Origin of the sequence: Methylomonas koyamae (assembly GCF_006483455.1) — a bacterium.
Taxonomy (GTDB): Bacteria; Pseudomonadota; Gammaproteobacteria; order Methylococcales; family Methylomonadaceae; genus Methylomonas; species Methylomonas koyamae_B.
On sequence record NZ_PPPU01000022.1, the window covers coordinates 31,672 to 56,186 of the forward strand.

Genomic DNA, 24,515 nt, shown 5'->3' on the forward strand with positions numbered 1-24,515 from the left:
GGACCAGATATAAGGCGTTGATTTTTCAGTGTCTATTTGAATCTGTTCCGGGCGGGATGGAGTCATCCGCTTCGACCGGCGCGTCCTAAACAACCACACGCAAGAATCATCGAGATACTCATGACAACACATAATTTTTTGAAAAATCTGGGCATTGTTGTTTTGACGACCGGATTGGTGGCCTGTAACGGCGCCGAGGAACGGAAAGCGAAATACATGGAAGAGGGTAAGCAGCTGTTTCAAGCGGGCGATTACGAGAAAGCCCAATTGGCCTTTAAAAACGTTCTGCAAATCGATCCGAAAGACGCCGAAAGCCGGTTTCAAATGGCTGAGGCCCTAAGCAAGCAAGGTAAAATCGAAGCCGCGTTCAAGGAATACAGCGGCGTTGTCGCCAGCAGCGAGAATCATGTGATGGCCAGAGTCAGGGTCGGCCAATTGCTGCTACTGAATCGAATGGTCGACGATGCCGAAAAAATGGTCGGTGAAGCGCTGGCGAAAGAACCGGACAACGTCGAAGCGCTGGTATTGCTGGCCGGCGTGCAATCAGCCAAAAACAATAACGACGGCGCCATTGCTTCGGTCGAGCGCGCGCTGAAGCAAAGTCCGGACGACGTGCCGGCTACATTGATGATGGCATCGATTCAAACCCGTCTGGACAAAACCGATCAGGCCATTGCGCTATTGCAACAGGCGATTGCCAAAAAGACAGACAATGTGCCGCTGCGCAGCATGTTGGCCGGTTTGTACGCCAAAACCCAGAATGCGGCGGAAGCCGAGAATACGCTGGCGGACATCGTCAAGCTCGAACCGCAGCAATTGCAGCATTACCGCAGCCTGGCGCTGTTTCAGGTCGGCACTCAGCAAGTCGACAAGGCCGAAGCCACTTTGCGTAACGCCGTCGCCCAAATGCCGGACAACGATACTGCAAAAACCTACTTAATCGATTTTTTGCTGGAAAAGCGCGGGCCGGAAGTGGCGATTGCCGAACTGCTGCCGATGATCGAGCAAAAGCCGGATGCCTACGAATTGAAATTCAAACTGGCTAACATCCATCTGGCCAAAAAAGAATTCGACAAGGCCGAATCCACTTTGAAAGAAATTGTCGACCGCGACAAATTAGGCCCGAACGCGATCACCGCGCGCAATAAATTGGCCGCCTTGTATGCCTTGACCAAACGCGGCGACGAAGCCAAAGCCCTGATCAAGGAAGTACTGGAAAACAATCCGCGCGACGCCGAAGCGTTGACGATGCGCGGCCAATTTGCGCTGGCGGAAAACCGGATTCCGGACGCAATCGCCGACTTCCGGGCGGTGCTGGTCGATCAGCCCAACAACACCGGCGTGTTGAAAATGCTGTCGGCGGCGCATCTGCGCAATAACGAAGATGAACTGGCGCGCGAGAACATGGAAAAAGTCGTGTCGCTGACACCGACCGACGAAACCGCGCAACTGGATTTGGTCGGCCTGTTTTTGAAAGGTAATAAGCCCGACCAAGCCAAAGCCCAACTTGAATCTTTGCTGAAAGCCAATCCGAAAAGCTTGAAGGGTCTGGAAGCTCTGTTCAAACTGGAAGTGACGCAAAAGCACTGGGACAAAGCCCAAGCCGCGGCCAAGCAGGTGCAGGATTTGAACGACAAGGACGCTACCGGTTTTTACATGTCCGGTTTGGCCTACCAGGCGGAAAACAAGCTGGCGGAAAGTGTCGAAGCCTTTAGCAAGGCCTTGGAGCGGAAACCGGATGCGGTGGAGCCTTTGACCGAAATGGTGAAAAGCTATCTGGTGTTAAAACAATCGGACAAAGCCTTGGCCAAGTTGCAACAGGTGGTCAAACAACAGCCGGACCATTTCGTCGCCTATAACCTGATCGGTGGCGCCTATCTGAACGAGCAGAAGTTTGCCGAAGCCAAAACCGCTTACCAGAAGGCGCAGTCGATCAAACCCGATTGGTATAGCCCTTATCGCAACTTGGCCTTGATCGAACTGGCCCAGAAAAACAAAGCCGGCGCGATCGATATTTATAAAAAAGGTATCGAGAAAACTGGCGGAGCCATGGAACTGGTCGACGATCTGGCTCGTTTGTACCACCGCGACGGTCAGAATCAGGAAGTGTTAGCCCTGTATGAAGCTTCCTACAAACAGCATCCCGATTCGGCGGTGGCGGTCAATAATCTGGCAAGCTACTTGTCGGATTTCGCGGCGACGCCGGAAAATCTGGAGCGGGCTGCCAAACTGGCAGAACCCCTGCTGAAAACCAACAACCCAAATATGCTGGATACCGTGGCCTGGATTGCCTACAAGCAGGGCAATTACGACAAGGCCAAGGAAATCATGAACAAGTCGATCGAACGCGACGCACAATCGCCGATCAGCAACTACCACATGGGCATGATTTATTACAAAACCAACGATCCGGTCAAAGCTCGCGAGTATCTGCAAAAAGCGGTCGACAAGAAAGTCGAGTTCGACGGCTTGGCCGAAGCCAAGGAAGTGCTCGGCAAGCTGTAAACCGCCGCGCTTCGCCACCGGAAAACGCCGTCCCGCAAGGGCCGGCGTTTTTTTTGCCCTCAGGTTTTGCTATGTACTGGTGTGTTCATGCTTTATCTTTTTTTTCGATTTAATAATCGATATTTACCGTTTCAAACGGCTATTTGTTTTTCGTAACATGTTTCGCAACGGGAGTTCTTATGCAGTTCATGCGCGCGGAGACCACATGCAAATCCAATTCGAAACCGACTTTTCAACATCGGCCCAGCAGCAAGAGCTGGTCAGGCAAGTCATTGCCATCTTGCGGGGGCTGCGTTTCGGTTCGGTGGAAATCGTGGTGCACGACGGCCGTGTGGTACAAATCGAGAAACATGAAAAGTTTCGCGTGAAAAGTGCCTGACGCATCTAACCCCAGTTCTACCGTACCCGCGGCGAAAAAACCAATAGCACCGATAACCGACCGGATCGCCGGAAGTTAGCCAATCAGGAATTTTGATTCCACGTCTGCAACCGAATACACGAGTTAACCATGAGAAGAAAACACATCAGCGCACGATCGGCGACCGGTGCGATCGGCTTACTGCTCGGCCTAATTGGGAACGTCGGCGCCGAGGATTATTACCGGCCGACCAAAGGCTACCGGGTGGAACCGGCACCGGATACGCCGGCTTATGTCAGAAACTTGAGCAAAACCCAATTCGAACAATTCCGCAATGTAGAGTGGCTGGACGTCGGTCTGGATTTTCGCAGCCGTTACGAATACCGGGAAAACGATTACCGCCCGGTAGGAGCAAACAACAGCGGAGTTTACCGGCCCGATCCCGACAATATCTGGTTGTTACGAACCCGGGCTTTTCTGGGGGTAAAGGATATTCTCGATCCGCTACGCTTTGTCATGGAATTGGAGGACGCCCGCAGTTATAACGGCCTCTACTCGCGGACCGACGCCGACGTCAACGAATTCGAAATGATCCAGGGCTATGCCGAGTTGTATTTCGCCAATGCCTTGGGCCATAACCGGCCGATCAGCATTCGCGCCGGTCGCCAGCATCTGGAGCTACTGGACCGGCGCTTGGTCGGTAACAACGAGTTCCGCAATACCACCAACAATTTCGAAGGTTATCGGGTGCGGTTCGGCAAGAAGCAGAACAACTGGGATCTGGATACCTTCGTATTTCAACCGGTCGACCGCTTGAAATACGACTTCGACCAGCCCGACGAAGACACCTGGTTCTATGGCGCGGTGTTCAGTTGGAAGCAATGGTCGGACTATGTGACGATCCAACCGTATTTTCTGGGTAAGCACGTCGATGGCGATCCGCGCAATCCGATCAACGCCAACCGCAAGGCCGATGCTGATATTTATTCACCGGGTTTACGGGTTTACGGCTTGTTTTGGGACAGCGGCTTCGATTTCGATGCCGATATCACCAAGCAGTTCGGTCACCAAGGTCGCTTGACCGGAACCAACCGCAATAACTATTCGCAGATCGTCGAACAACACGACGCGTTGGCTTACTCGCTGGAGTTGGGTTACACCTTCGACCACGACTGGAAACCCCGCGCCAGCCTGTATTACGGCTACGGTACCGGCGATAAAACCGGCGGCGACCGCACCAATCAACGCTTCGATGCTTTTTACGGCTTTAACCAGCCTTGGTCGCGCAACGACTATTACTCGTGGGATAACATTCATGCCCCCAAGGCGCGGTTGGAATTTACGCCCTACAAGGATGTGCGGATCGATACCGGTTACAACGCCTATTGGCTGGAAAGCGATGCCGGCGGATGGCGGCGGGCCGGTTTGGGTAACGGCAACGGCAAGACCTTTATGGGTCACGAATTCGATATCCGCCTGCGCCACAAGTTGAATGCTTTCGTGGATTGGAGCTTGAGTTACGCCCATTACACGCCCGGAGACTATACGACCTCTTTGGCCAGAACCAACGGCCCTTTTACCAACGAACCGAGCAACTTCTTTTATTTCGAAGTTTCGCTGAACGCATTCGGCGACGGCAAGCCCAAATATCATTAATTAAACGCTCATTCCCCCTGAGCAGGTTTGGCCGGTTGGTCGAGCCGGGCGGAGCCGTGGGTTTTTATATCCCTAAATAAGATATGTATCTCGAAAACGATCATTTTAAATCAGATAAAAGGCCGCGTACCATATCGCCAAAGGTGTTAAAGCCGGGCGTTTCGGCTACCGAGTACCGAATCAATCTCTTGAGGAGTCATTATGAAGCTGAGTTACACCGTTAAATCCGTGCTGCTTGCGTTAGGCCTGCTGGCCAGCGCCACGGCGGTGGCGGACCGGACCATCCTGAACGTGTCGTACGACCCGACCCGCGAGTTCTATCAGGATTTCAACAAGGAATTCATCAAGTACTGGAAACAAAAAACCGGCGAGGACGTTAACGTTCAGCAATCGCACGGCGGCGGCGGCAAACAGACCCGGGCGGTGATCGACGGCCTGGAAGCCGACGTGGTGACTTTGGCCCTGTCCTACGACATCGACCAGATCGCCGAGAAAGCCAATTTGCTGCCGAAAGACTGGCAAAAACGGCTGCCGGACAACAGCCTGCCGTACACCTCGACCATCGTGTTTCTGGTGCGTAAAGGCAATCCCAAAGGGATCAAGGACTGGGGCGATCTGACCCAGGACGGCTTGCAAGTGATCACCCCCAATCCCAAAACCTCAGGCGGCGCCCGCTACAACTATCTGGCGGCCTGGGCCTACGGCGAGAAGAAATTCGGCAGCAAGGACGCCGCCAAGGATTTCGTCAAAAAGCTGTTTAAAAACGTGCCGGTACTGGACTCCGGCGCCCGCGGCTCGACCACGACCTTTATTCAACGCGGCATCGGCGATGTCTTGATTACCTGGGAAAACGAAGCCTTCCTGGCCTTGAAGGAGTTCGGCGCCAGCGAATATGAAATCGTCGTGCCGCCGACCAGCATCAAAGCCGAAACGCCGGTGACCGTGGTCGACAAAGTGGTCAAGAAAAACGGCACCCAGGACTTGGCCGAAGCCTATTTGAATTATCTGTACACCCCGATTGGCCAAAAATTGGTGGCCAAGCATTTCTATCGGCCGTCGCATCCGGAACACGCCGATGCCGAGGATCTGAAACGCTTCCCGAAACTGGAATTGTTCACGGTGAACGAGCGCTTCGGCAGCTGGGCGCAGGTGCAGAAAGAACACTTCGACGACGGCGCCAATTTCGACCAGATCTATACGCCGTAGAAAGATATTGTTGCGAATGAAAATGTAGGTCGGGTTAGCGAAGCGTAACCCGACAAATCGATTGCCAAACGTCGGGTTACGCTTCGCTAACCCGACCTACATAAAAATAGTTATGCCACAAAGCCACATCATGCCCGGATTTCGCCCCGCTTTAGGGTTTACCTTGCTCTACCTGACGCTGATCGTCTTGATTCCGCTCAGTGCGTTGTTGCTGAAATCGCTGAATCTGAGTCTGGAACAGTTTTGGGGGATTTTGACCAACAAGCGGGTGATCGCCTCGTTTCAAGTCAGCTTCGGCGCGGCCTTGATCGCCGCCGCCGTCGCCGCCGCCTTGGGCTTTGTCATCGCCTGGACGCTGGTGCGCTATCCGTTTCCCGGCAAAAAACTGTTCGACGCGCTGATCGACTTGCCGTTTGCCTTGCCGACCGCCGTGGCCGGCATCGTGTTGGCGACGATCTACGAACCCAAGGGTTGGATCGGCAAATGGGTGATCGAAGCTACCGGCGTGCAGATTGCGTTCAAACCCTTGGGCATCGTGTTCGCGTTGATTTTCATCGGCTTGCCGTTCGTGGTGCGTACCGTCGAGCCGGTGTTGCAGGAATTCGATCTGGCCATGGAAGAAGCCGCTGCCAGCCTGGGCGCCAGCCGCTGGCAGGCATTCATCAAAGTGATTTTCCCCAACATTCTACCGGCGACCATTACCGGTTTTGCCTTGGCTTTTGCCCGCGGCGTCGGCGAGTACGGCTCGGTGATTTTTATCGCCGGCAACATGCCCTACATCTCGGAAGTGGTGCCGCTGTTAATCATCACCAAGCTCGAACAATACGACTATGCCGGCGCCACGGCGATAGGTCTGACCATGTTGGTAATTTCGTTCCTGTTGCTGCTGTTAATCAATAGCCTGCAATGGTGGGTGCGCCGCCGTAGCGGCCAACTTTAAGGAGACGGCGATGAGTGCGATTTCTACAGCTATAGGAAAACCGGCCAACGCGCTGGCGCTGAAAGATGCCGACTGGGTGCGGCTGGTGCTGATCGGCATCAGTCTGGCCACCATCGGCCTGTTTTTGGTGTTGCCGCTGGCGACGGTCTTGATCAATGCCTTCAGCAAGGGCTGGTCAGCGTATGCCACGGCGCTGCAACATCCGGACGCTCTGGCGGCGATGCGTTTGACCTTGCTGACCGCCGCCATCACGGTGCCGTTGACCACCGTGTTCGGCGTATCGGCGGCTTGGGCTATCTCTCGCTTTGAGTTTCGTGGCAAAAGCCTGTTGATTACCTTGATCGATTTGCCGTTTTCGGTGTCGCCGGTGATCGCCGGTTTGATTTACGTATTGATCTTCGGCTCGCAAGGTTGGTTGGGGCCGCTGTTGGCCGAACATAACATCAAGATTATCTTCGCAGTGCCCGGCATCGTCCTGGCGACCTTGTTCGTGACCTTTCCATTCGTCGCCCGTGAATTGATCCCGCTGATGCAGGAAATCGGCCACGAAGAGGAAGAAGCGGCCTTGTCCTTGGGGGCCAGCGGCTGGCAAACCTTTTTCAAGATTACCTTGCCCAACATCAAATGGGGCTTGCTGTACGGCGTGCTGCTCTGTAATGCCAGAGCGATGGGCGAGTTCGGTGCGGTGTCGGTGGTATCCGGCCATATTCGCGGCCTGACCAACACCCTGCCGCTGCATGTCGAGGTCAGCTACAACGAATACGACTTCGTCGCCGCCTTTGCCGGTGCGTCGATCCTGGCCGGCCTGGCGATCGTGACCCTGATCTTCAAAACCCTGCTGGAATGGAAACAAAGCGAAGACCGGAAAAAGGCGAAGGCATAAAAATCGAAACAACGTAGGTCGGGTTACGACTGCATGGATGCATACCCTCTGGGGCATAAAGGAGGTAGGGTAACGCAGGAGCGGTTACCGAGCCGTTAGGCGCTTGTGCCCTATGGGTATAACCCGACGCGTCGGCCTTGAAAATAATTTCCAAATACGATTCACAGAGACTGCCGCCATGAGCATCACCCTACAAAACATCAGCAAACAGTTCGGCGACTTCAAAGCCCTGGACAACATCAACCTGGATATTCCGGAAGGCGAACTGGTGGCGCTGTTGGGACCGTCCGGCTGCGGCAAAACCACCTTGCTGCGCATCATCGCCGGCCTGGAGCAGGCCGACCAAGGCGAGGTTTACCTAAAAGGCGATAACGTCACCCAGCAACCGGTCAAAAACCGGCAGATCGGTTTCGTGTTTCAGCATTACGCCTTGTTCCGCCACATGACGGTGTTCGACAACATCGCCTTCGGCTTGCGGGTCAAATCGCACAAGGACCGGCCCAGCGAAGCGATCATCCGCAAGAAGGTCCACGACTTGCTGAATTTGGTGCAACTCGATTGGCTGCACGACCGGTTCCCGGATCAATTGTCCGGCGGCCAGCGCCAGCGCATCGCCTTGGCCAGAGCCTTGGCGGTCGAGCCGTCGGTATTACTGCTGGACGAGCCGTTCGGCGCGCTGGATGCCAGCGTGCGCAAGGATTTAAGGCTGTGGTTGCGGCATTTGCACCAGGAACTGAACGTGACCAGCATCTTCGTCACCCACGACCAGGAAGAGGCGATGGAAGTCTCCAGCCAGATCGTGGTGTTGAACCATGGCAAGATCGAACAAAAGGGTACGCCGAGCGAAATCTACGATCATCCGGCCAGCGACTTCGTTTCCCGTTTCATCGGCCAGACCAACGTCTTCAAACTCGACGACGAGGAACATTTCTGGCTCAAGCAAAGCGGCGTGATCGTCGACGACTCGCAAGGCATCGTCGCCCATGTCCGGCCGCACCATATCGGCGTCGAAAAACCAGTCGATCAGAATCAAGCCCCGGTTTATCTGAAAGACTGGCAACATCTGGGCGGCACGATCCGGCTGGAATTGAACCGCGACGGTGCCAACGGTTCCGGCGCCACGATTTACGCCGAAATGCCCAACGAACAGTTCCGCGAACTGGCGTTACAAAAGGGCGACCGGGTGGCGCTGCGGATCAAACATGCGCATTGGTTCAACTGATGACTAGCCGGCTTCGGCAAAGGAGTGCGCATCGATGAATTTCAGCCAATTGGAACTACTGCGCCTGCTGCCGGAAACCCAGTTCAACCTGTCCAAGGCCGCGGACAAGGTCAATATCGTCCAATCCGCTGCCAGCCGCCATATTCAATTGCTGGAAGAGGAACTGGGCTCGCCGCTGCTGGAACGCCACGGCAAGAAAATCCTAGGTTTTACGCCGATGGGCGAGCGGGTGATGAAGGAAATCGAAGGCATCGATCTGGCCAAACGCAACATCCAGACCATCGCCGACGACTACCAGGCCAACCGCAACGGCGCCTTGCACATCGCCACGACGCACACGCAGGCCAAGTATTTGTTGCCGGAGCCGATCCGCAAGTTTCGCGAGCAATTTCCCGGCGTGACCATTTACATGGTGCAGTCGTCGCCGGGCGAAATCATCGATTTGCTGTACCGCCACGAAGCCGACATCGCCATCTGCACCGAAAAAATGGAGGACAGCGAGAAGCTGGTGATCAAGCCGTGCTACGAATGGAACCACGTCGCGATCGTACCGCAGGGCCATCCGCTCGCCGACGCCAAGCTGACGCTGGAGAAGCTGGCGTCCTATCCGTTATTGACCTATTCGCCCGGTTATACCGGTCGCTCCAATATCGAAAAAGCCTTTGCCAAGCACGGCTTGGAACTGGATATCACCTTGTCCGCCGCCGACTCGGACGTGATCAAAACCTATGTCAGGCTCGGTCTGGGAGTGGGCATCATTTCCGGCGCTTCGTACGAGCCGGGCAACGACAGCGATCTGATCTGTATCGATCTGGCGCATTTGATCCCGCGCTCTATGACCAAATTGGCGTATCTTAAGCAACTGTATTTACCCACTTATTTGCGTTGCTTTATCGGCGAGTTGTTAAACGCCGGCAGCGGCCGGGCTACCTCTTAAATCGGACGGTGCGTACAATGGGAGGGGATTGTTTCAACGCATTTAACGCATTTAACGTATTCGCGCCGCTGCGGCGCAAGGACATCAACATGGCATATTGGTACCCCGACAATTCGCAATCGATCGGCAACACGCCGCTGGTCAGACTCAACCGCATCACCGACGGCGCGCCGGTGACCTTGCTGGCCAAAATCGAAGGCCGCAACCCCGGCTATTCGGTGAAATGCCGGATCGGCGCGGCCATGATCAACGACGCCCAACAGCGTGGTTTGCTGGGCCCAGGCAAGGAAATCATCGAACCGACCAGCGGCAACACCGGCATCGCCCTGGCTTTTGTCGCCGCCGCGCGCGGTATCCCGCTGACCTTGACGATGCCGGACACCATGAGCATCGAACGCCGCAAATTGCTGGTGGCCTACGGCGCCAAACTGGTGTTGACCGAAGGCGCCAAAGGCATGAAAGGCGCGATCGCCAAAGCCGAGGAAATCGTCGCCTCCGATCCGGAACGCTATGTTTTGTTGCAACAATTCAAGAACCCGGCCAATCCGGCGATCCATGAACAAACCACCGGCCCGGAAATCTGGCGCGACAGCGACGGCGCGATCGACATCTTCGTCTCCGGCGTCGGTACCGGCGGCACCATTACCGGCGTATCGCGGTACATCAAGCTGACCCAGGGTAAACCGATCGTCTCGATTGCGGTCGAGCCGGAAGCCAGTCCGATCCTGACCCAGTTCCGTAGCGGCCAGGAGCTACAACCGGCGCCGCATAAAATCCAAGGCATCGGTGCCGGCTTCGTGCCGGACATCCTGGATTTGTCGCTGGTCGACGACATCGAGCGGGTCAGCAACGACGACGCGATTGAGTATGCCCGGCGCTTGGCGCGGGAAGAGGGGATCCTGGCCGGCATTTCCTGCGGTGCCGCGGTCGCCGCCGCAGTGCGGGTGGCCAAACGCGAAGAGAATGTCGGCAAGACCATCGTCGTGATTTTGCCGGACTCGGGCGAACGTTATCTGAGTTCGGCCTTGTTCGAAGGTTTGTTCGATGCCCAGGGAGTGGCGGTATGAGTCTAAGCGATATCGCCACTGGCTGGGGTATCGACGCGCTGGTCGCCGAGTTGCGCGACCTGCGCGTGAAATCGCTGGAACACCGCCAGCGCCGCGAGCATCCGCCGAAATTGCCGTCGCGCAAAGTGCTCGGTCCGATCATCGATAGCCTCGGCGCGGTGTTGTTTCCGAATCGTTTGGGCCAGGAGGACTTGAACGACGAAGGTATCGACTACTTCGTCGGCCATACCCTGGACAGTCTGTTGCGCCAATTAGAGCGGCAAGTGGCCTTGGAACTGCGTTTCGTTGCCGAGCAAAACGGCTCATCGACCGATGTCAAACCCAGGGCAGTCGAGATAACCCGCGAATTTGCCAAACGGCTGCCGAAAATCCGGCGGTTGATCGATAGCGACATTCAGGCTGCGTACGAAGGCGATCCGGCCGCACGCAGCTCGGACGAAGTGTTGGTGTGTTATCCGGGGATTACCGCGTCGATACACCATAGGGTAGCGCACGAGCTTTACAATTTGGGAGCGCCGTTGGTGGCGCGGGTGATTGCCGAGTTGGCGCATTCGGCCACCGGTATCGACATCCATCCCGGCGCCCAAATCGGCGATTGTTTTTTTATCGACCACGGCACCGGCGTCGTCATCGGCGAGACTGCCGTGATCGGCAGCCGGGTGCGGGTCTATCAGGCCGTGACGCTGGGCGCGAAACGCTTCGAGAAAGACGACAACGGCATGCTGGTCAAGGGCAATGCCCGCCATCCGATCGTCGAGGACGATGTGGTGATTTATGCCGGCGCGACGATCTTGGGCCGGATCACGATAGGCAAGGGCTCGATCATCGGCGGTAACGTCTGGTTGACCCACAGCGTGCCGCCGGGCAGTCATGTCAGCCAAGGCCAAACCCGGACCGAAATTTTCGCCGCCGGCGGCGGCATTTGAAGTTTTTTATAAAAAAAATCGGTTTAGCCGAAAACTTTTTTAGCGAACGCCTTTTCAAGGCGATGACAAGAAAATTTTAAGAAAAACAAACAGATAAAATGAATTGGCTGCGCAAAACGCGTTTTCTTAATTTCGCTAAACGTTATTTTTAGATAAGCATATTCAGTAACTCGATAACGGCCGCTGGTTCAAAGCCGGCGCGGCTTGACAGCCTTTCCAAGCAGCCATTATCTTGATATTAGTCATCCGCTGACCGGACCACCGGAAGCCAATGAATCTTGACCGTTTTAATCGCGGCCGAGGTTCATTGGCTTTTTTTTGGCCTGAAGAAAAGTAATGCTCCGGGCCGGTTTCCGGTGCGGCTGATGCAAAAAGGATCGCTACGGCGATTTTCAATTGTCACCAAACCACTTAGGGAGTTGTTATGTCGGATATCCATGAAGCCCATACCGCGTTAGGCGACGTCGCCGCGCGCACCTTATCGAACGCCACCAAAACCGTGCCGATGATGGGCACGATTACGCCGCGCTGGCTGGTTCACCTGTTGCCTTGGGTACCGGTCGAAGCAGGTATTTATCGGGTCAACAAAGTTAAAAGCGAAACCAGCATCGCTGTCGATTGCTCCAGCCTGGACGAGAAAGTGCTGCCGCAAACCTTCGTCGATTACGAAGAGTGGGGCCGCGAATACCGCCTGAATGCGGTCAATACCGTACTGGACGTGCATACCCGCGTTGCTGACTTGTATAGCAGTCCGCATAACCAGATCCACGAGCAATTGCGCCTGACCATAGAAACCGTCAAAGAACGTCAGGAAAGCGAACTGATCAACAACGCTGAGTACGGTTTGTTGAACAATGTCGCCGAGTCGCAAAAAGTCAAAACCCGCAAAGGTTCACCAACTCCGGACGATCTGGACGAACTGATCGCCCGGGTCTGGAAGGAGCCGGCGTTTTTCCTGGCCCACCCACGCGCGATAGCCGCCTTCGGCCGCGAAGCCACCCGCCGCGGCACACCGCCACCGACTGTGTCTTTGTTTGGTTCGCAGTTCATCACCTGGCGCGGTCTGCCGTTGATCCCAACCGACAAACTGAAAATCAGCAACGGCAAAACCAATATTCTGCTGCTGCGCACCGGCGAAAGCCGCCAAGGCGTAGTCGGTTTGTACCAACCGAATCTGACCGACGAACTGAGCATGGGCTTGTCGGTGCGCTTCATGGGCATCAACCACAAAGCCATTGCCTCGTATCTGGTGTCGCTGTATTGCTCGCTGGCGATTTTGACCGACGACGCCATCGGCGTGCTCGAAAACGTCGAAGTGGACAACTACTATGACTACGCCTAATCCGGATTTGGCCGCGCTGGCGCAACAAGCCTTGAACGGCGGCCCGGTGCCGGCCGGTCTGCCGGACGCGGCGGAACTGACCCTCTTGGCCAACTTGTACTTTAGCTCTGCGCCGATGACCGACGGCGCAGCCATCGACAATGTGCCGCATTCGGCCGCCACGTTGGCGCCGGCCGCAAACGTAGCCTCCGGTTTCGATCGGCTGCCCGGTATCGACCAAAATGCGCCGTCGGGTTTGGTTTCGCGTAGCTTCGGTCTGCCCGGCGAAGCGGAACTGAAACAGGCCTTGGCCGTCAAGCCAGGAAACTTGGTGGGTCCCAAGCCGCCGGCAGCGGCTTCGTCGTTCTATTTTTTGCACGATTTGGCGGCATTGGGCAGAAATGCCGATTTGACCTCGCTCGGTAACGCGCATCCGTCTTTCGACGTGCATGGGGTACGCAAGGATTTTCCAATCCTCGCGGAACGCGTCAACGGCTATCCGCTGGCCTGGCTCGATAACGCCGCAACCACGCAAAAGCCGCAATGCGTGATCGACCGGATTTCCGAGTTTTATCGACACGAGAACTCGAATATCCACCGCGCCGCGCATGAACTGGCGGCGCGGGCTACCGACGCTTACGAGGGTGCTCGGGATACCGTGGCGCGTTTCATCAATGCGTCGTCGGCCGACGACATCGTATTTGTGCGCGGTTCCACCGAGGCGATCAATCTGGTCGCGCAAAGCTGGGGCCGGCAATTTATCGGTGAGGGCGACGAGATTGTCATCAGCTGGCTGGAGCATCACGCCAACATTGTGCCGTGGCAGCAGCTATGTCAGGAAACCGGCGCGGTGTTGCGGGTGATTCCGGTCGACGACGACGGCCAGGTGATTTTGGCCGAGTACCAAAAATTGCTGAACGCCAAGACCAAGCTGGTATCGTTCACCCAGGTTTCGAACGCCTTGGGTACCGTAACACCGGCGGCGGAAATGATCGAACTGGCGCATCGGGCGGGGGCCAAGGTGTTGCTGGACGGCGCGCAATCGGTGTCGCATTTGCGGGTCGATGTGCAAAGTCTGGATTGCGATTGGTTCGTGTTTTCCGGCCACAAGATCTTCGGCCCGACCGGCATCGGCGTGTTGTACGGCAAGCCGGAACTGTTGGCAGCCACCCAGCCGTGGCAGGGCGGCGGTAATATGATCGAAGACGTGACCTTCGAGAAAACCGTCTACCAGCCGGCCCCGGCCAAATTCGAAGCCGGTACCGGCAATATCGCCGATGCGGTAGGTTTGGGCGCGGCGCTGGATTATTTGAGCCGAATCGGCATCGAGAACGTGGCCCGTTACGAGCACGAGTTGCTGGAATACGGCATGCACGCGCTACGCATGATTCCGGGCCTGCGCTTGATCGGCACCGCGCCGGACAAAACCAGCGTGTTGTCGTTCGTACTCGCCGGCCATAGTACGCAGGATGTCGGCAAAGCCTTGAACGAGGCCGGCATTGCCGTGCGTTCCGGCCACCACTGCGCCCAGCCGATTCTGCGCCGGTTTGGCTTGGAAGCGACGGTCAGGCCTTCACTGGCGTTCTATAACACCTATGAAGAAATCGACCGCCTGGCGGCCGTGGTCAAACGTCTGCAATGTTCTAAAACCCACTTCAGCGGTTAACGAAGTACGGGACCGGCGGTGTAGTTTTGCCTCCGGTCTCGCTTACCATTCACGAAATGTAATGGTCAAAAAACCGGACACCACTTCAGGCAGCGTTTCTATAAAAATTCCCGCTCGAATTCAGGCGGGTACTGATAGCCCAAGGTTGAGTGCGATCGGCGGCCGTTATAAAAAGCCAAATAATCGATCACGTTCGAGGAAAAGCGAGGAAAAGGGCCAGATCTAGCAAGTAAGCGTGCTTGAAAGGCTTTTCTCTTTTATGCCTGACCCCCTTCTTCCTTGTTCGTGACATCGCTAGCTCGCGGCCAAGCAAAATCTGCTTTTTTAAAACTGAACTATGAAATCCGTTAGACTAGGCGCCGGCCATAGTCAACATAGGAGCGATGTATGAAATTCGATATAACCAACCCCGGCGCATTTTCGACCTTAAGGGTCTGTCTGGAACTCAACGAATCCATCAAAGCCGAGTCGGGGGCGATGATCACCATGAGCGAGACGCTGGATGTGAGTTCAAAAATGGAAAGAGGCTTGTTGGGCGGGTTATCCCGCAAACTGCTGACCGGGGAGTCGTTGTTTTTTCAAACCGTTACTGCGGCACGCGGGCCCGGCGAAGTGTTGATGGCGTCTGCCTATCCCGGCGAAATCGCCATACTCGAGATGGACGGCTCGGAAGAATACATCTTACAGAAAGACGGATTTTTGGCAGCCGAGCAATCGGTGCAAGTCTCCACTAAGGCGCAAAACCTGACCAAGGGTCTGTTTTCCGGCGAAGGCTTCTTCGTGATGCGGGTAAGCGGGCAGGGCAAACTGGCGATCAGCACCTACGGCGGCATCCAAAAGCTGTCGCTGGCACCCGGCGAAACCCGTATCATCGACAACAGCCATATGGTGGCCTGGAGCGCCAACGCCAATTATAAAATCGAAAAAGCCGCCAAAGGCTGGATTTCCAGCTTTACCAGCGGCGAAGGTCTGGTCTGCCGGTTTACGGGGCCGGGCGATGTTTATATTCAAACCCGCAACTCGCCGGGTTTCGGCTCTTGGCTACGCCAGTTCATCCCGACCCGCTGATACCGCGGATAGACTATTCAGCGCACAGAAGACTATGAATTCAGGAAGCAATTTCAATGGGCTTTACTATGCCGGGCGCGACAAATTCAGTGTGCGGTTTACCGTATCCGCGCACGGACTGATCGAATTCGAACTGGCCGAACGGGGGCGACAGGCGATTGCTCTGCAAGGCACCACCTTGGAGCTGATCGGCGACCCGTGTACGACCTTGCAAATCGGCTGGTCAGACCACAATGGTCGGCACGCCTTGTTGTGCGCGGAGCCCGGCCTATTCGTTACCCTGCTGTCGCTGAATTTACCGCAACCGGCTCGCGCGCACCTAACTGCCTTGCAAACCCGGCAGCGTCAAACACTCAGCGGCGAAAAACATCGAGTGCCGGTTTACCTGGGGCTGATTGCGGCGTTTTTTGTTGGCGGATATGCGGCGTTGCACTATGCCGCGCCCTTGATCGCCGATTTGATTCCCTATGAATGGGAGCAAAAAATCGGCGAAGTTGCCTTCGAACACTACCAAACCGGTAAACGAACTATCGCGGATCAAACCGTCACCGACGGGGTTAACGCCATCGTTAACCGCATAGATCAGTTCGACGGCGCGGAGATCGCATACCAGGTGGCGGTGGTCGATGCCGACATGATCAACGCGTTTGCTTTCCCCGGCGGTTACGTGGTGGTGACTACCGGGCTGATCGAAAATGCCGACAATCCCGAACAAGTCGCAGGCGTGTTAGCGCATGAATTGACCCATGTGCTGCAGCGACACGGGATGCGAAAACTGGTGCGTCAGGCCGGTATGGGGGTGTTGATCGGCATTGTATTCGGCGACGTGTCGGTACTGTCGCAGTTGATCGAACTTAGCTCGCAACTGGATAGCCTGTCATTCGACCGCGATCAGGAGCGCCGCGCCGACGACGGGGCGATCGAAATCATGACCGCTGCCGGCTTATCGCCGCAAAACCTGGCGGCTTTTTTTAAAAAAATTCAAACCGCGGATACGCTGACCGGCAGCATCCCGGTGCTGTTGCAAACTCATCCGCTAACCGAGGAGCGCATTCAACGCGTGACAGCCGCCGCCGAGCCGGCACAGCCCTTTCGGTTCGAGATGGATTGGGGCAAAGTCAAACAAGGGATAAAGTAAAGCGCGCAGATCTTCGATCGCGCTGAGAACTGTCCCCACCCATCGCTTTCCGCGTCGGGTTTTCGCTGTGCACATCCAGCGTATGCATGACGTATCCGGTCAGCACGGTGAGGGGAACTCGGCGCTACCGCATTACTCTAGTTCTAACAGTCTGGTCTGCTTGAAGTCATTGATAGAACTTCCAGCAAATCGCGCTTTGCAACAAGTTGAATGGCCTCGAACGCTTTCACAACGCGCTGCGGCTCGAGTAACTCTGCGTGGTGCCAAGCGGATGTGCTGCGTCCCGCCTATTCGCCGACGTCACCGGCAGTTCGAAATAACGCCCCTGTACCAAATCGAAGCCGCTCTGTCTGGCCAATGCCGCGCTGCGCTTGTCGGCGACATCCAATAGCAAGCTGCGGCCATTGACCGAGGCGACCAGGCTGTTCAGTTGCTGGATTTTGCCCAGCAACTGGTTGTCTCTGACTTGATCCAAATGCTCGGCGGATAAGCCGACAAAATCCGGCGATACCCTCGAGATCAATTCCAGCGCAGCTTTTTCCAGCGACTGAACGTCGAATTTCAACGCCAGCCGGTAACCGCGGCGTTGGTAATTTTCCAGACCTTTTTGCAGGGACGGAAAGAAGCGGGCGTAAGCGTTGCTGACGCTCAGCGCAATGGCCACGTTACTGGTTTGCAAGCCGCATTTGACGATGATCTCTTCGAAGTAAGCACCGTGGTCGGCCTTGACGCCCAGAATATGCCGCGGATCGACGTAAAGAAATAGCAATTCGTCCAGATGCGACTGCGGCAAGTAATTCAGCATGTGCACGGTGCGGGTCAGCCGGTCGAAGTTGATCACCGAATCGCTGTTGCCGGGCGCTTGAGGCAGACTGAGCAGATTGTCCAGCTCGTTACCCAACAGCGTCTGTACCGGATTCGCCGCGACCGTCAATTGCGCGATATGGCCGACGACCTGCGACGTGCGCAAGGTTTCCCGGATCGGCGCCAAGGTGCTGCCGACTTTGATCGGCCCGAACAAGCCGTGTACGGTGCCGTTCTCCAACAAAAACGGCCGGATACCATCGCTGTGTTCCTGTTCTAGGCGGTCGTTGAAATATTCCACGAGTTGTTGCAAAGGCATGATCGCTTCCTCTTGAATAAAGTTGTAGAGCGGGCAAAACAGCCGGTCGGGTCAGTACCGTCCGGCGTTATACGGAGCAATGTTAATGACTGCGTTTTGTGAAATAAAACGATATTATTAGAATTGTTAATCTCAATTATGGATAAATAGAGACCGCACCGCGCGCCGGTGTGGCGCTGGTGAAATACCGGACTTAGGAGTAGTATTCCGCTAGCTTTTATACGGAAATCGCGCTTATGGCAGACGCAGCAATCGCCCGGCAGGCAACAGCGGACATATCCGCTTCGGTGCCGGCGGAAACCAAGCCCCACTCGCAGCAACCGGTCGGCCGCATCGAAGCGGCACAGGGGCCGGTGGTGGACGTGCGCTGCGAGTATCTGCCGCCGATCGGCCAGGCTTTGGACGTGATCAACGGCGGATCGGCCTATGTGATGGTGGTGTTTCAACACCTGGAACCGACCTTGGTGCGGGCGATTGCCTTGCATCCGGTGTCCGGGCTGTATCGCGGCATGCCGGTCTACGACCGCGGCGGCGCGCTGCACGTGCCGGTCGATCCGGCTTGTCTGGGGCGGATGTTGAATCTGTTCGGCGAACCGCTCGACGACGGCCCTCCGCTGCCGAGAAAAGAGTTTCGGAATATCCTGTCCAATCCGCCGTTATTGTGCGAGACCTTGCCAGCCTCGCAGATTCTGGAAACCGGTATCAAAGTCATCGATTTGCTGTGTCCGTTCGTGCGTGGCGGCAAGACCGGCCTGTTCGGCGGCGCCGGCGTCGGCAAGACGGTGTTGATGATGGAATTCATGCATGCGGTCAGCGCCGGCATGCAAGGCGTTTCGGTGTATGCCGGGGTCGGCGAACGCATGCGTGAAGGCCACGAACTGTGGCACGAAATGGCCGATGCCGGCGTATTGCCCAAGGCTTTGCTGGTTTACGGCCAGATGGACGAATCGCCCGGCGTCCGCTTTCATGTCGGTTACACCGCCTTGACCTATGCCGAGTATCTGCGCGACACGCTGCACGGCGAGGTGCTGTTTCTGATGGACAACATTTTCCGTTTCGTTCAGGCCGGCAGCGAGATTTCCGGTTTGCTGGGACGGATGCCGGCCACGGTCGGCTACCAGCCCACCTTGCTGACCGAAGTCGCGTCGTTGCAGGAGCGCATCGTCTCCACCCGTTCCGGTTCGATCACCTCGGTGCAGGCGGTATACGTGCCGGCCGACGACATGTCCGATCCCGCCGTGGCGACAATACTCGGCCATCTGGATAGCGTGGTGATCCTGTCGCGGCAGCAGGCGGCCAAGGGCATTTATCCGGCGATCGATCCGCTGCGCTCCGGCAGCCGGATCATGGACCGCCACATCGTCGGCGAGCGCCATTATCAAGTAGCACGGGCGGTACGCGAGCATCTGGCGCGTTACCGTGAGCTGGAGGACATCATCGCCATGCTCGGCATCGAGGAATTATCGGTCGAGGATCGGCGCATCGTCGAACGCGCCCGCCGCCTGCAACGCTATCTGACTCAACCCTTCGTTACCGTTGCCGACCATACCGGCTTGCCCGGCGTGCGGGTGCCGCTGCAACAGACCATCGCCGACTGCGAGGCCTTCATCGCCGGCAAGTACGACACGCTCAGCGAAGCCGACTGTTACATGAAGGGGGCGATGCCGGCATGAACGGGTTTGAATTGACTTTGCTCGACAGCTGCGGCGTCGAGCATTTTCCGCAAGTCGGCCAATTCGTCGGGGCCGACGCCGACGGCAGTTTCGGTATCTTGCCCGGCCACGTGCGGATGATTGCGTTATTGCGTTACGGGCTGGCGCGGTTTCGCGACCAAGCCGGCGTCTGGCGCTATCTGGCCCTGCCGGGCGGCGTGTTGCGCTTTGCCGATAATCGGATGACGTTGACCGCGGTGCGCTATTTTCTCGGCGACGATCCCGACGCCTTGTGTGAGCAATTGGCGGCGGAAATGGCGCGCACCGATTCGGAAGTACACCGGGCGCGAGCGACGCTGACCGAAATCGAACGTTCGCTGCTGCGGCGTTTGGCGGAGTTGAGCAACCGGGTTCCGGGGGGAGCATAGCGATGAGTTTTCGCAATAAATTGATCGAATTCACCCGGCGCGATGCGCGGCGCTTGCAGGAACAACGCCGGCAATCGGCGTCCTGGCTCGGTGTGTTGCTGTACGGCGGTACGCTGGGACTGTTGTTTGTGGTGCCCATCGTGGCCGGCGCCTACCTGGGGCGTTGGCTGGATACGCTGGCAGCGGGCTATTCGGTACGCTGGACCGTCAGCCTGATCGTATTGGGCATTGTGGTCGGCGGCTACAATGCCGTCCGGTTTTTGCAGGAGCATTCGCGATGACCGAGCCCGACCTTACCTTGCATCTCGGACCGCTGGCGATCAGCGGCACGGTGTTGACCACCTGGGGCGTGATGGCCGGATTTACCTTGCTGGCGTTACTGCTGCGCTGGCCGGCGAAGGGCGGATTGGCGCGGCTGCATACGGCGCTGGAGGCGGTGGTGGTCGCCATAGAAGGCGCAATCGGCGAGGTGCTGCCGGCAGCTGCGGTGCGACGGGTATTGCCGTTCGTCGCGACGCTGTGGCTGTTCGTGTTGGTCGCCAATCTGGTCGGCCTGATTCCGGGCTTGCATTCGCCAACCCGCGATTTATCCGCCACGGCCGCACTGGCGGTACTGGTGTTCGTTTCCACCCATTGGTTCGGGATTCGCGACCGCGGCCTGCGCAACCATCTGCGCCACTACATCGAACCCAGCGTGATCCTGCTACCGTTTCATATCATCAGCGAATTGACCAGGACGCTGGCCTTGGCGATCCGTTTGTTCGGCAACGTCATGAGTCTGGAAATGGCCGCGTTGCTGGTATTGCTGATCGCCGGCTTTTTGGTGCCGGTGCCGCTGTTAATGCTGCACGTGGTCGAAGCCGTGGTGCAGGCCTATATCTTCGGCATGCTGGCCTTGATTTACATCGCCGGCGCGCTGGAACCCAACGAATCCGACACTTCAGTCACGGAGAATCCGTCATGACCGATTTACACCTGTTCAGCATCATCTCCACCGGCGTGGCCGGGCTGGTCATTGCCCTGGGCACGATGCTGCCGGCCATCGCGATGGGCAAAGCCATTGCCAGCGCGTTGGAAGCGCTGGCCCGGCAGCCGGAAGCGGAAAAAACCATCACCCGCACCTTATTTATCGGTTTGGCGATGATCGAATCGCTGGCGATTTATTGTCTGGTGGTAGCGTTGATCGTGCTGTTCCGCAACCCGTTGCTGGAGTATTTCCTGGGTTAGGCCGCCGAGCTATCCCTATCGCTCCCCCAATCCACCGGACTTCTGCCATGATGCAACTCGACTGGACCACGTTTATTTTGGAAATCCTCAATTTCCTGGTGCTGGTGTGGATACTGCAGCGCTTTCTGTACCGGCCGGTTCTGGCGCTACTGGACGCCCGCCAGCAACGCATCAACCAGCAAACCGAGCGCGCCGCGCAATTGCACGCCGAAGCCGAAGCCTTGCAAAGCCAGTACCAGGCGCGCCTGGCGGATTGGCAGCAACAACAGGATGCCGCGCGGCGGGCGCTGGAGGAAGAGTTGGCGCAACTGCGCAGCAGCGAATTGGACGCGCTGAGGAAAACTTTGGCCGACGAAGAAGCCAAGTTTCGGGTGCGCAATCAGGCGGCCACCGCCACCCGCGAAGCCGCCTTGATCCGCGAAGCGGCGGCCAAGGCCTACGCCCAGACCGCAGCCATGCTGCAGCGGATGGCCGGACCGGATTTGACCGGACGCATCGTCGAGATTTTCCTGGAAGATTTGCGGCAGTTGCCGGAAACGGAGCTCGCGGCATTGCATAAAGCAGCGGCAGCTCTGATCCAGGCGTCGGCGGTGACGATAGCCAGCGCCCACCCGTTAACCGACGCCGAGCAGGGTCGACTCGGCCAAGCGTTGTCGGCGGCGGCCGGTCGCGAGCTGGCTTTCAACTTCTCCATCGACCCGGCCTTGATCGCCGGCGTCCGCGCCGTAGTCGGCGAATGCCAGTTGCACGCCAATTTGGCCGACGAACTGGCTTTTTTCCGCCGCCAAACCAACCATGACTGAAGCGAATCCGCCTTACCGTTTCGGTTTGCGTTTGTCCGAACGCGGTTGTGTGGCCGGGATCGGCGACGGCATCGCCTGGATCCGCGGCCTGCCGTCGGCCAGGCTTGACGAACTGATCGGCTTCGACGACGGTAGTTCGGGTTTGGTATTCCAACTCGGCAAGGAAGTGTTGGGCGCGATCCTGCTGTCGCAGAGCCGCGGCGTCAACGCCGGCATGGCGGTGCAGCACATTGGCCGCAAATTGGAGATCGGTGTCGGCGACGCCCTGTTGGGACGGGTAGTCGACCCGCTGGGCAATCCGCTGGACGGTTTGCCGGCACCGCAAATTCGCCAGTTCCGGCCATTGGAAGCCGCCGCACCGAGCATTATCGAACGGGATTTCGTCACCGAACCGTTTTATACCGGCTGCAAGATCGTCGATAGTCTGATCCCGATCGGCAAGGGCCAGCGCCAATTGATCATCGGTGACGATGGTGTCGGCAAAAGCGCCCTGGCCTTGGATGCGGTGTTGAACCAGCGCGGCCGCAACGTGTTGTGCGTGATGGTGTTGATCGGCCAACCGCGCTCGTCGGTGGCCGGCACCTTGGAAGCCTTGCGTGCCGCCGGTGCACTGGATTACACCGTGCTGGTGGTGGCCGAAGCCAATGCCTTGCCGGGTTTTCGCTATCTGGCGCCGTTTGCCGGCTGCGCCATCGCCGAGCACTGGATGCGGCTGGGCCGCGATACGCTGGTGGTCTACGACGATCTGACCCGCCACGCTCAGTCCTACCGCGAGCTGTCGCTACTATTGCAACGGCCGCCGGGCCGCGAAGCCTATCCGGGGGATATTTTTTATCTGCATTCGCGCTTACTGGAACGCTCGACGGTGTTGAGCCTGCAACACGGCGGCGGCAGCATGACCGCGCTACCGATCATCGAAACCCGGCAAGGCGAATTGTCGGCCTATATCCCGACCAATCTGATTTCGATTACCGACGGCCAGATTTATTTCGAGAGCAAATTATTCGCCGCCGGCATCCTGCCGGCCATCGATATCGGCCGGTCGGTGTCGCGGATCGGCGGCAAGGCCCAGCATCCGGCCATCAAAAACGCCGCCGCCCATATCCGGCTGGACTATCTGCAATTTCTGGAGCTGGAACTGTTCGCCCGCTTCGGCACCCGGCTGGAAGCCAGCGTCGAGGAAAAATTGCAGAGCGGCCGGCTGTTGCGGGAAATTCTGAAGCAGGACCGCTTGCAGCCTTGGTCCGAAGCGGCGCATCTGGCCTGGTTGCTGGCTTACGGCGAAGGTTTGCTGGCCGGTGTCGCGCCGGAACAAGCGGCCGGGGTGTTGGCCTATCTACAGCAACAACTGGCGGAGACCCGCTTGAGCCTGGATTCGCCGAAGCAGCAATGGCTGGCGGCGCTCAGGCAATGGCTGGCGGCTAAACCATGAGCCAGCGGCGGGAAGTAGAAGCGCGGTTGGCGCTGTTCGACGAATTGTCCGGCATCCTCGGCGCGATGCGCAGTTTTGCGTTGGCCGAATTGCGCAAGGTCGGCAAGCGCGAAGCCGGCCAGCAGCTGGTCGTAGAGTCGTTGCTGGCCGCTTTGCACGATTTGTCCGGCGCCTTGCCGGAAGCGTTTTATGCCGATACCGCCAAAACCCGCGCCGATATCTGGTTGTTGTTCGGCTCGGTGCGCGGCTTTTGCGGCAGTTTCAACGAAGACGTGCTGCGTTTTTGGCAGGGTGCAGCCGAGCTTGAAGCGCCGTTGATTTTGGTGGGCGAGCGCCTGCATTGCCTATTCGACGGTCATGAATCCGCCGTTTTTCTGGACGGCGCCGAGGGCGGACTGGATGCGCCGGCGGCGATTGACCGGATTTTGGCGGCGGTCGCCGAACTGCGCGGCGATAGCGATTATGGTTTGATGGTCTGCATTCGCGACGAGCAGGGCGCTCGCAGCCAGCGCTTGTGGCCGTTGCCACCCATTGCCGGCGGGAGTGTTCCGCTGGAACTGCCGTTGACTTATCAGCGTCCTGCCGCAGTTGCGATGGGCGTTGCCGAACAGTATTGGTTCCATGTGCTGCTGGCGCTGATGTTGCGTTCGATTCGGGTCGAAAATCATATGCGCTTGATGCAGATGGAAACTGCGCTACGTCATCTGGAACACGGCGGCGAGGACTTGCAACGCCAGCGCAACCGTCTGCGGCAGGAGGAAATCGTCGAGGAAATCGAGTTGATGGTCGGCCGGCGGTAGCAAACCGCACTCGCCCAGGTCCCCAAGTCAACCGCCCGACCCGGCACCGGATCGGCCGGGCCACTTTGCTCTTTTCAATCAGTCGTTTGCAAAACCCGGCCCGGCCGACCGGCGCCGTGCCACCGCTACCTGCCTAGGCGCAATCCCTCTTGCGTTC

23 protein-coding genes are annotated in these 24,515 nt (G+C 57.4%); 22 read left to right on the top strand and 1 reads right to left on the bottom strand.

Annotated elements, in window-relative coordinates:
- The first annotated feature begins 120 nt into the window (after positions 1-120).
- The 14 genes from C2U68_RS12655 to C2U68_RS12720 all read left to right on the top strand — a co-directional run bounded on the left by C2U68_RS12655 (position 121) and on the right by C2U68_RS12720 (position 16,893).
- Entirely contained in the window at positions 121-2,505 is a 2,385-nt protein-coding gene (locus C2U68_RS12655) for a tetratricopeptide repeat protein (protein ID WP_140912842.1), read from the top strand.
- Positions 2,506-2,710: 205 nt separating this feature from the next.
- Positions 2,711-2,884, top strand: coding sequence for a YezD family protein (locus C2U68_RS12660; protein WP_140912843.1), 174 nt, complete (start codon positions 2,711-2,713; stop codon positions 2,882-2,884).
- Positions 2,885-3,013: 129 nt separating this feature from the next.
- Positions 3,014-4,519 carry an alginate export family protein gene (locus tag C2U68_RS12665; protein ID WP_140912844.1) on the top strand — a complete coding sequence of 502 codons (1,506 nt, stop codon included), beginning with the start codon at positions 3,014-3,016 and terminating at the stop codon, positions 4,517-4,519.
- Between the two features lie 201 nt (positions 4,520-4,720).
- Positions 4,721-5,725 carry a sulfate ABC transporter substrate-binding protein gene (locus tag C2U68_RS12670; protein WP_140912845.1) on the top strand — a complete coding sequence of 335 codons (1,005 nt, stop codon included), beginning with the start codon at positions 4,721-4,723 and terminating at the stop codon, positions 5,723-5,725.
- A gap of 112 nt (positions 5,726-5,837) precedes the next feature.
- The gene (gene cysT, locus C2U68_RS12675) at positions 5,838-6,665 is read left to right on the top strand and encodes a sulfate ABC transporter permease subunit CysT (RefSeq protein ID WP_140912846.1); all 828 of its coding nucleotides are present in this window, start codon (positions 5,838-5,840) and stop codon (positions 6,663-6,665) included.
- A 10-nt stretch (positions 6,666-6,675) separates the two neighbouring features.
- Entirely contained in the window at positions 6,676-7,548 is an 873-nt protein-coding gene (cysW, locus tag C2U68_RS12680) for a sulfate ABC transporter permease subunit CysW (protein WP_140912847.1), read from the top strand.
- Between the two features lie 178 nt (positions 7,549-7,726).
- Entirely contained in the window at positions 7,727-8,770 is a 1,044-nt protein-coding gene (locus C2U68_RS12685) for a sulfate/molybdate ABC transporter ATP-binding protein (protein WP_140912848.1), read from the top strand.
- 34 nt (positions 8,771-8,804) lie between these two features.
- Entirely contained in the window at positions 8,805-9,707 is a 903-nt protein-coding gene (locus C2U68_RS12690; RefSeq protein ID WP_140912849.1) for a LysR substrate-binding domain-containing protein, read from the top strand.
- Between the two features lie 89 nt (positions 9,708-9,796).
- Positions 9,797-10,774, top strand: coding sequence for a cysteine synthase A (gene cysK / locus C2U68_RS12695; protein ID WP_140912850.1), 978 nt, complete (start codon positions 9,797-9,799; stop codon positions 10,772-10,774).
- Positions 10,771-11,700, top strand: a complete 930-nt coding sequence (gene epsC / locus C2U68_RS12700) for a serine O-acetyltransferase EpsC (protein WP_140912851.1) — start codon at positions 10,771-10,773, stop codon at positions 11,698-11,700. Before cysK ends, epsC begins: the two co-directional genes overlap by 4 nt.
- A 424-nt stretch (positions 11,701-12,124) precedes the next feature.
- Positions 12,125-13,042 (top strand): family 2A encapsulin nanocompartment shell protein, encoded by a 918-nt coding sequence (locus C2U68_RS12705; protein WP_140912852.1) that lies wholly within the window; start codon positions 12,125-12,127, stop codon positions 13,040-13,042.
- Entirely contained in the window at positions 13,029-14,687 is a 1,659-nt protein-coding gene (locus tag C2U68_RS12710; protein ID WP_140912853.1) for a family 2A encapsulin nanocompartment cargo protein cysteine desulfurase, read from the top strand. The genes C2U68_RS12705 and C2U68_RS12710 overlap by 14 nt, the downstream gene beginning before the upstream one ends.
- Positions 14,688-15,074: 387 nt before the next feature.
- Entirely contained in the window at positions 15,075-15,755 is a 681-nt protein-coding gene (locus C2U68_RS12715) for a TIGR00266 family protein (protein WP_140912854.1), read from the top strand.
- Positions 15,756-15,789: 34 nt separating this feature from the next.
- Positions 15,790-16,893: a M48 family metallopeptidase gene (locus C2U68_RS12720; protein ID WP_186289600.1), complete on the top strand. Its 1,104-nt coding sequence runs from the start codon at positions 15,790-15,792 to the stop codon at positions 16,891-16,893.
- 226 nt (positions 16,894-17,119) lie between these two features.
- Here the strand turns inward: C2U68_RS12720 and C2U68_RS12725 are convergent, their stop codons facing one another.
- On the bottom strand, positions 17,120-18,016 hold the full coding sequence (locus C2U68_RS12725; RefSeq protein ID WP_140912856.1) for an EAL domain-containing protein: 897 nt from the start codon (positions 18,014-18,016) through the stop codon (positions 17,120-17,122).
- A 236-nt stretch (positions 18,017-18,252) separates the two neighbouring features.
- Between C2U68_RS12725 and atpD the strand changes: the two genes are divergently transcribed.
- From atpD to C2U68_RS12765, 8 genes are read left to right on the top strand one after another with little or no spacing between them, the layout of a single operon-like run.
- Positions 18,253-19,689, top strand: coding sequence for a F0F1 ATP synthase subunit beta (atpD, locus tag C2U68_RS12730; protein WP_260839343.1), 1,437 nt, complete (start codon positions 18,253-18,255; stop codon positions 19,687-19,689).
- Entirely contained in the window at positions 19,686-20,096 is a 411-nt protein-coding gene (locus C2U68_RS12735) for a FoF1 ATP synthase subunit delta/epsilon (protein ID WP_140912857.1), read from the top strand. The genes atpD and C2U68_RS12735 overlap by 4 nt, the downstream gene beginning before the upstream one ends.
- 2 nt (positions 20,097-20,098) lie before the next feature.
- Positions 20,099-20,377, top strand: coding sequence for an AtpZ/AtpI family protein (locus tag C2U68_RS12740; protein ID WP_140912858.1), 279 nt, complete (start codon positions 20,099-20,101; stop codon positions 20,375-20,377).
- On the top strand, positions 20,374-21,060 hold the full coding sequence (locus tag C2U68_RS12745) for a F0F1 ATP synthase subunit A (RefSeq protein ID WP_140912859.1): 687 nt from the start codon (positions 20,374-20,376) through the stop codon (positions 21,058-21,060). Before C2U68_RS12740 ends, C2U68_RS12745 begins: the two co-directional genes overlap by 4 nt.
- Positions 21,057-21,323, top strand: coding sequence for an ATP synthase F0 subunit C (atpE, locus tag C2U68_RS12750; RefSeq protein ID WP_140912860.1), 267 nt, complete (start codon positions 21,057-21,059; stop codon positions 21,321-21,323). The genes C2U68_RS12745 and atpE overlap by 4 nt, the downstream gene beginning before the upstream one ends.
- A gap of 47 nt (positions 21,324-21,370) precedes the next feature.
- A complete protein-coding gene (locus C2U68_RS12755; protein ID WP_140912861.1) occupies positions 21,371-22,126 on the top strand; it encodes a F0F1 ATP synthase subunit delta in 756 nt (251 codons plus the stop codon).
- Positions 22,119-23,558: a F0F1 ATP synthase subunit alpha gene (locus C2U68_RS12760; RefSeq protein ID WP_140912862.1), complete on the top strand. Its 1,440-nt coding sequence runs from the start codon at positions 22,119-22,121 to the stop codon at positions 23,556-23,558. The genes C2U68_RS12755 and C2U68_RS12760 overlap by 8 nt, the downstream gene beginning before the upstream one ends.
- Positions 23,555-24,358, top strand: coding sequence for a F0F1 ATP synthase subunit gamma (locus C2U68_RS12765; protein ID WP_140912863.1), 804 nt, complete (start codon positions 23,555-23,557; stop codon positions 24,356-24,358). The genes C2U68_RS12760 and C2U68_RS12765 overlap by 4 nt, the downstream gene beginning before the upstream one ends.
- Positions 24,359-24,515: the final 157 nt, after the last annotated feature.

Bases quoted from the DNA above. Each gene is read 5' to 3' on its own strand.
- C2U68_RS12655 (WP_140912842.1), top strand. From the start codon at position 121: ATGACAACACATAATTTTTTGAAAAATCTGGGCATTGTTGTTTTGACG.
- C2U68_RS12660 (WP_140912843.1), top strand. From the start codon at position 2,711: ATGCAAATCCAATTCGAAACCGACTTTTCAACATCGGCCCAGCAGCAA.
- C2U68_RS12665 (WP_140912844.1), top strand. From the start codon at position 3,014: ATGAGAAGAAAACACATCAGCGCACGATCGGCGACCGGTGCGATCGGC.
- C2U68_RS12670 (WP_140912845.1), top strand. From the start codon at position 4,721: ATGAAGCTGAGTTACACCGTTAAATCCGTGCTGCTTGCGTTAGGCCTG.
- cysT (WP_140912846.1), top strand. From the start codon at position 5,838: ATGCCACAAAGCCACATCATGCCCGGATTTCGCCCCGCTTTAGGGTTT.
- cysW (WP_140912847.1), top strand. From the start codon at position 6,676: ATGAGTGCGATTTCTACAGCTATAGGAAAACCGGCCAACGCGCTGGCG.
- C2U68_RS12685 (WP_140912848.1), top strand. From the start codon at position 7,727: ATGAGCATCACCCTACAAAACATCAGCAAACAGTTCGGCGACTTCAAA.
- C2U68_RS12690 (WP_140912849.1), top strand. From the start codon at position 8,805: ATGAATTTCAGCCAATTGGAACTACTGCGCCTGCTGCCGGAAACCCAG.
- cysK (WP_140912850.1), top strand. From the start codon at position 9,797: ATGGCATATTGGTACCCCGACAATTCGCAATCGATCGGCAACACGCCG.
- epsC (WP_140912851.1), top strand. From the start codon at position 10,771: ATGAGTCTAAGCGATATCGCCACTGGCTGGGGTATCGACGCGCTGGTC.
- C2U68_RS12705 (WP_140912852.1), top strand. From the start codon at position 12,125: ATGTCGGATATCCATGAAGCCCATACCGCGTTAGGCGACGTCGCCGCG.
- C2U68_RS12710 (WP_140912853.1), top strand. From the start codon at position 13,029: ATGACTACGCCTAATCCGGATTTGGCCGCGCTGGCGCAACAAGCCTTG.
- C2U68_RS12715 (WP_140912854.1), top strand. From the start codon at position 15,075: ATGAAATTCGATATAACCAACCCCGGCGCATTTTCGACCTTAAGGGTC.
- C2U68_RS12720 (WP_186289600.1), top strand. From the start codon at position 15,790: ATGAATTCAGGAAGCAATTTCAATGGGCTTTACTATGCCGGGCGCGAC.
- C2U68_RS12725 (WP_140912856.1), bottom strand. From the start codon at position 18,016: ATGCCTTTGCAACAACTCGTGGAATATTTCAACGACCGCCTAGAACAG.
- atpD (WP_260839343.1), top strand. From the start codon at position 18,253: ATGGCAGACGCAGCAATCGCCCGGCAGGCAACAGCGGACATATCCGCT.
- C2U68_RS12735 (WP_140912857.1), top strand. From the start codon at position 19,686: ATGAACGGGTTTGAATTGACTTTGCTCGACAGCTGCGGCGTCGAGCAT.
- C2U68_RS12740 (WP_140912858.1), top strand. From the start codon at position 20,099: ATGAGTTTTCGCAATAAATTGATCGAATTCACCCGGCGCGATGCGCGG.
- C2U68_RS12745 (WP_140912859.1), top strand. From the start codon at position 20,374: ATGACCGAGCCCGACCTTACCTTGCATCTCGGACCGCTGGCGATCAGC.
- atpE (WP_140912860.1), top strand. From the start codon at position 21,057: ATGACCGATTTACACCTGTTCAGCATCATCTCCACCGGCGTGGCCGGG.
- C2U68_RS12755 (WP_140912861.1), top strand. From the start codon at position 21,371: ATGATGCAACTCGACTGGACCACGTTTATTTTGGAAATCCTCAATTTC.
- C2U68_RS12760 (WP_140912862.1), top strand. From the start codon at position 22,119: ATGACTGAAGCGAATCCGCCTTACCGTTTCGGTTTGCGTTTGTCCGAA.
- C2U68_RS12765 (WP_140912863.1), top strand. From the start codon at position 23,555: ATGAGCCAGCGGCGGGAAGTAGAAGCGCGGTTGGCGCTGTTCGACGAA.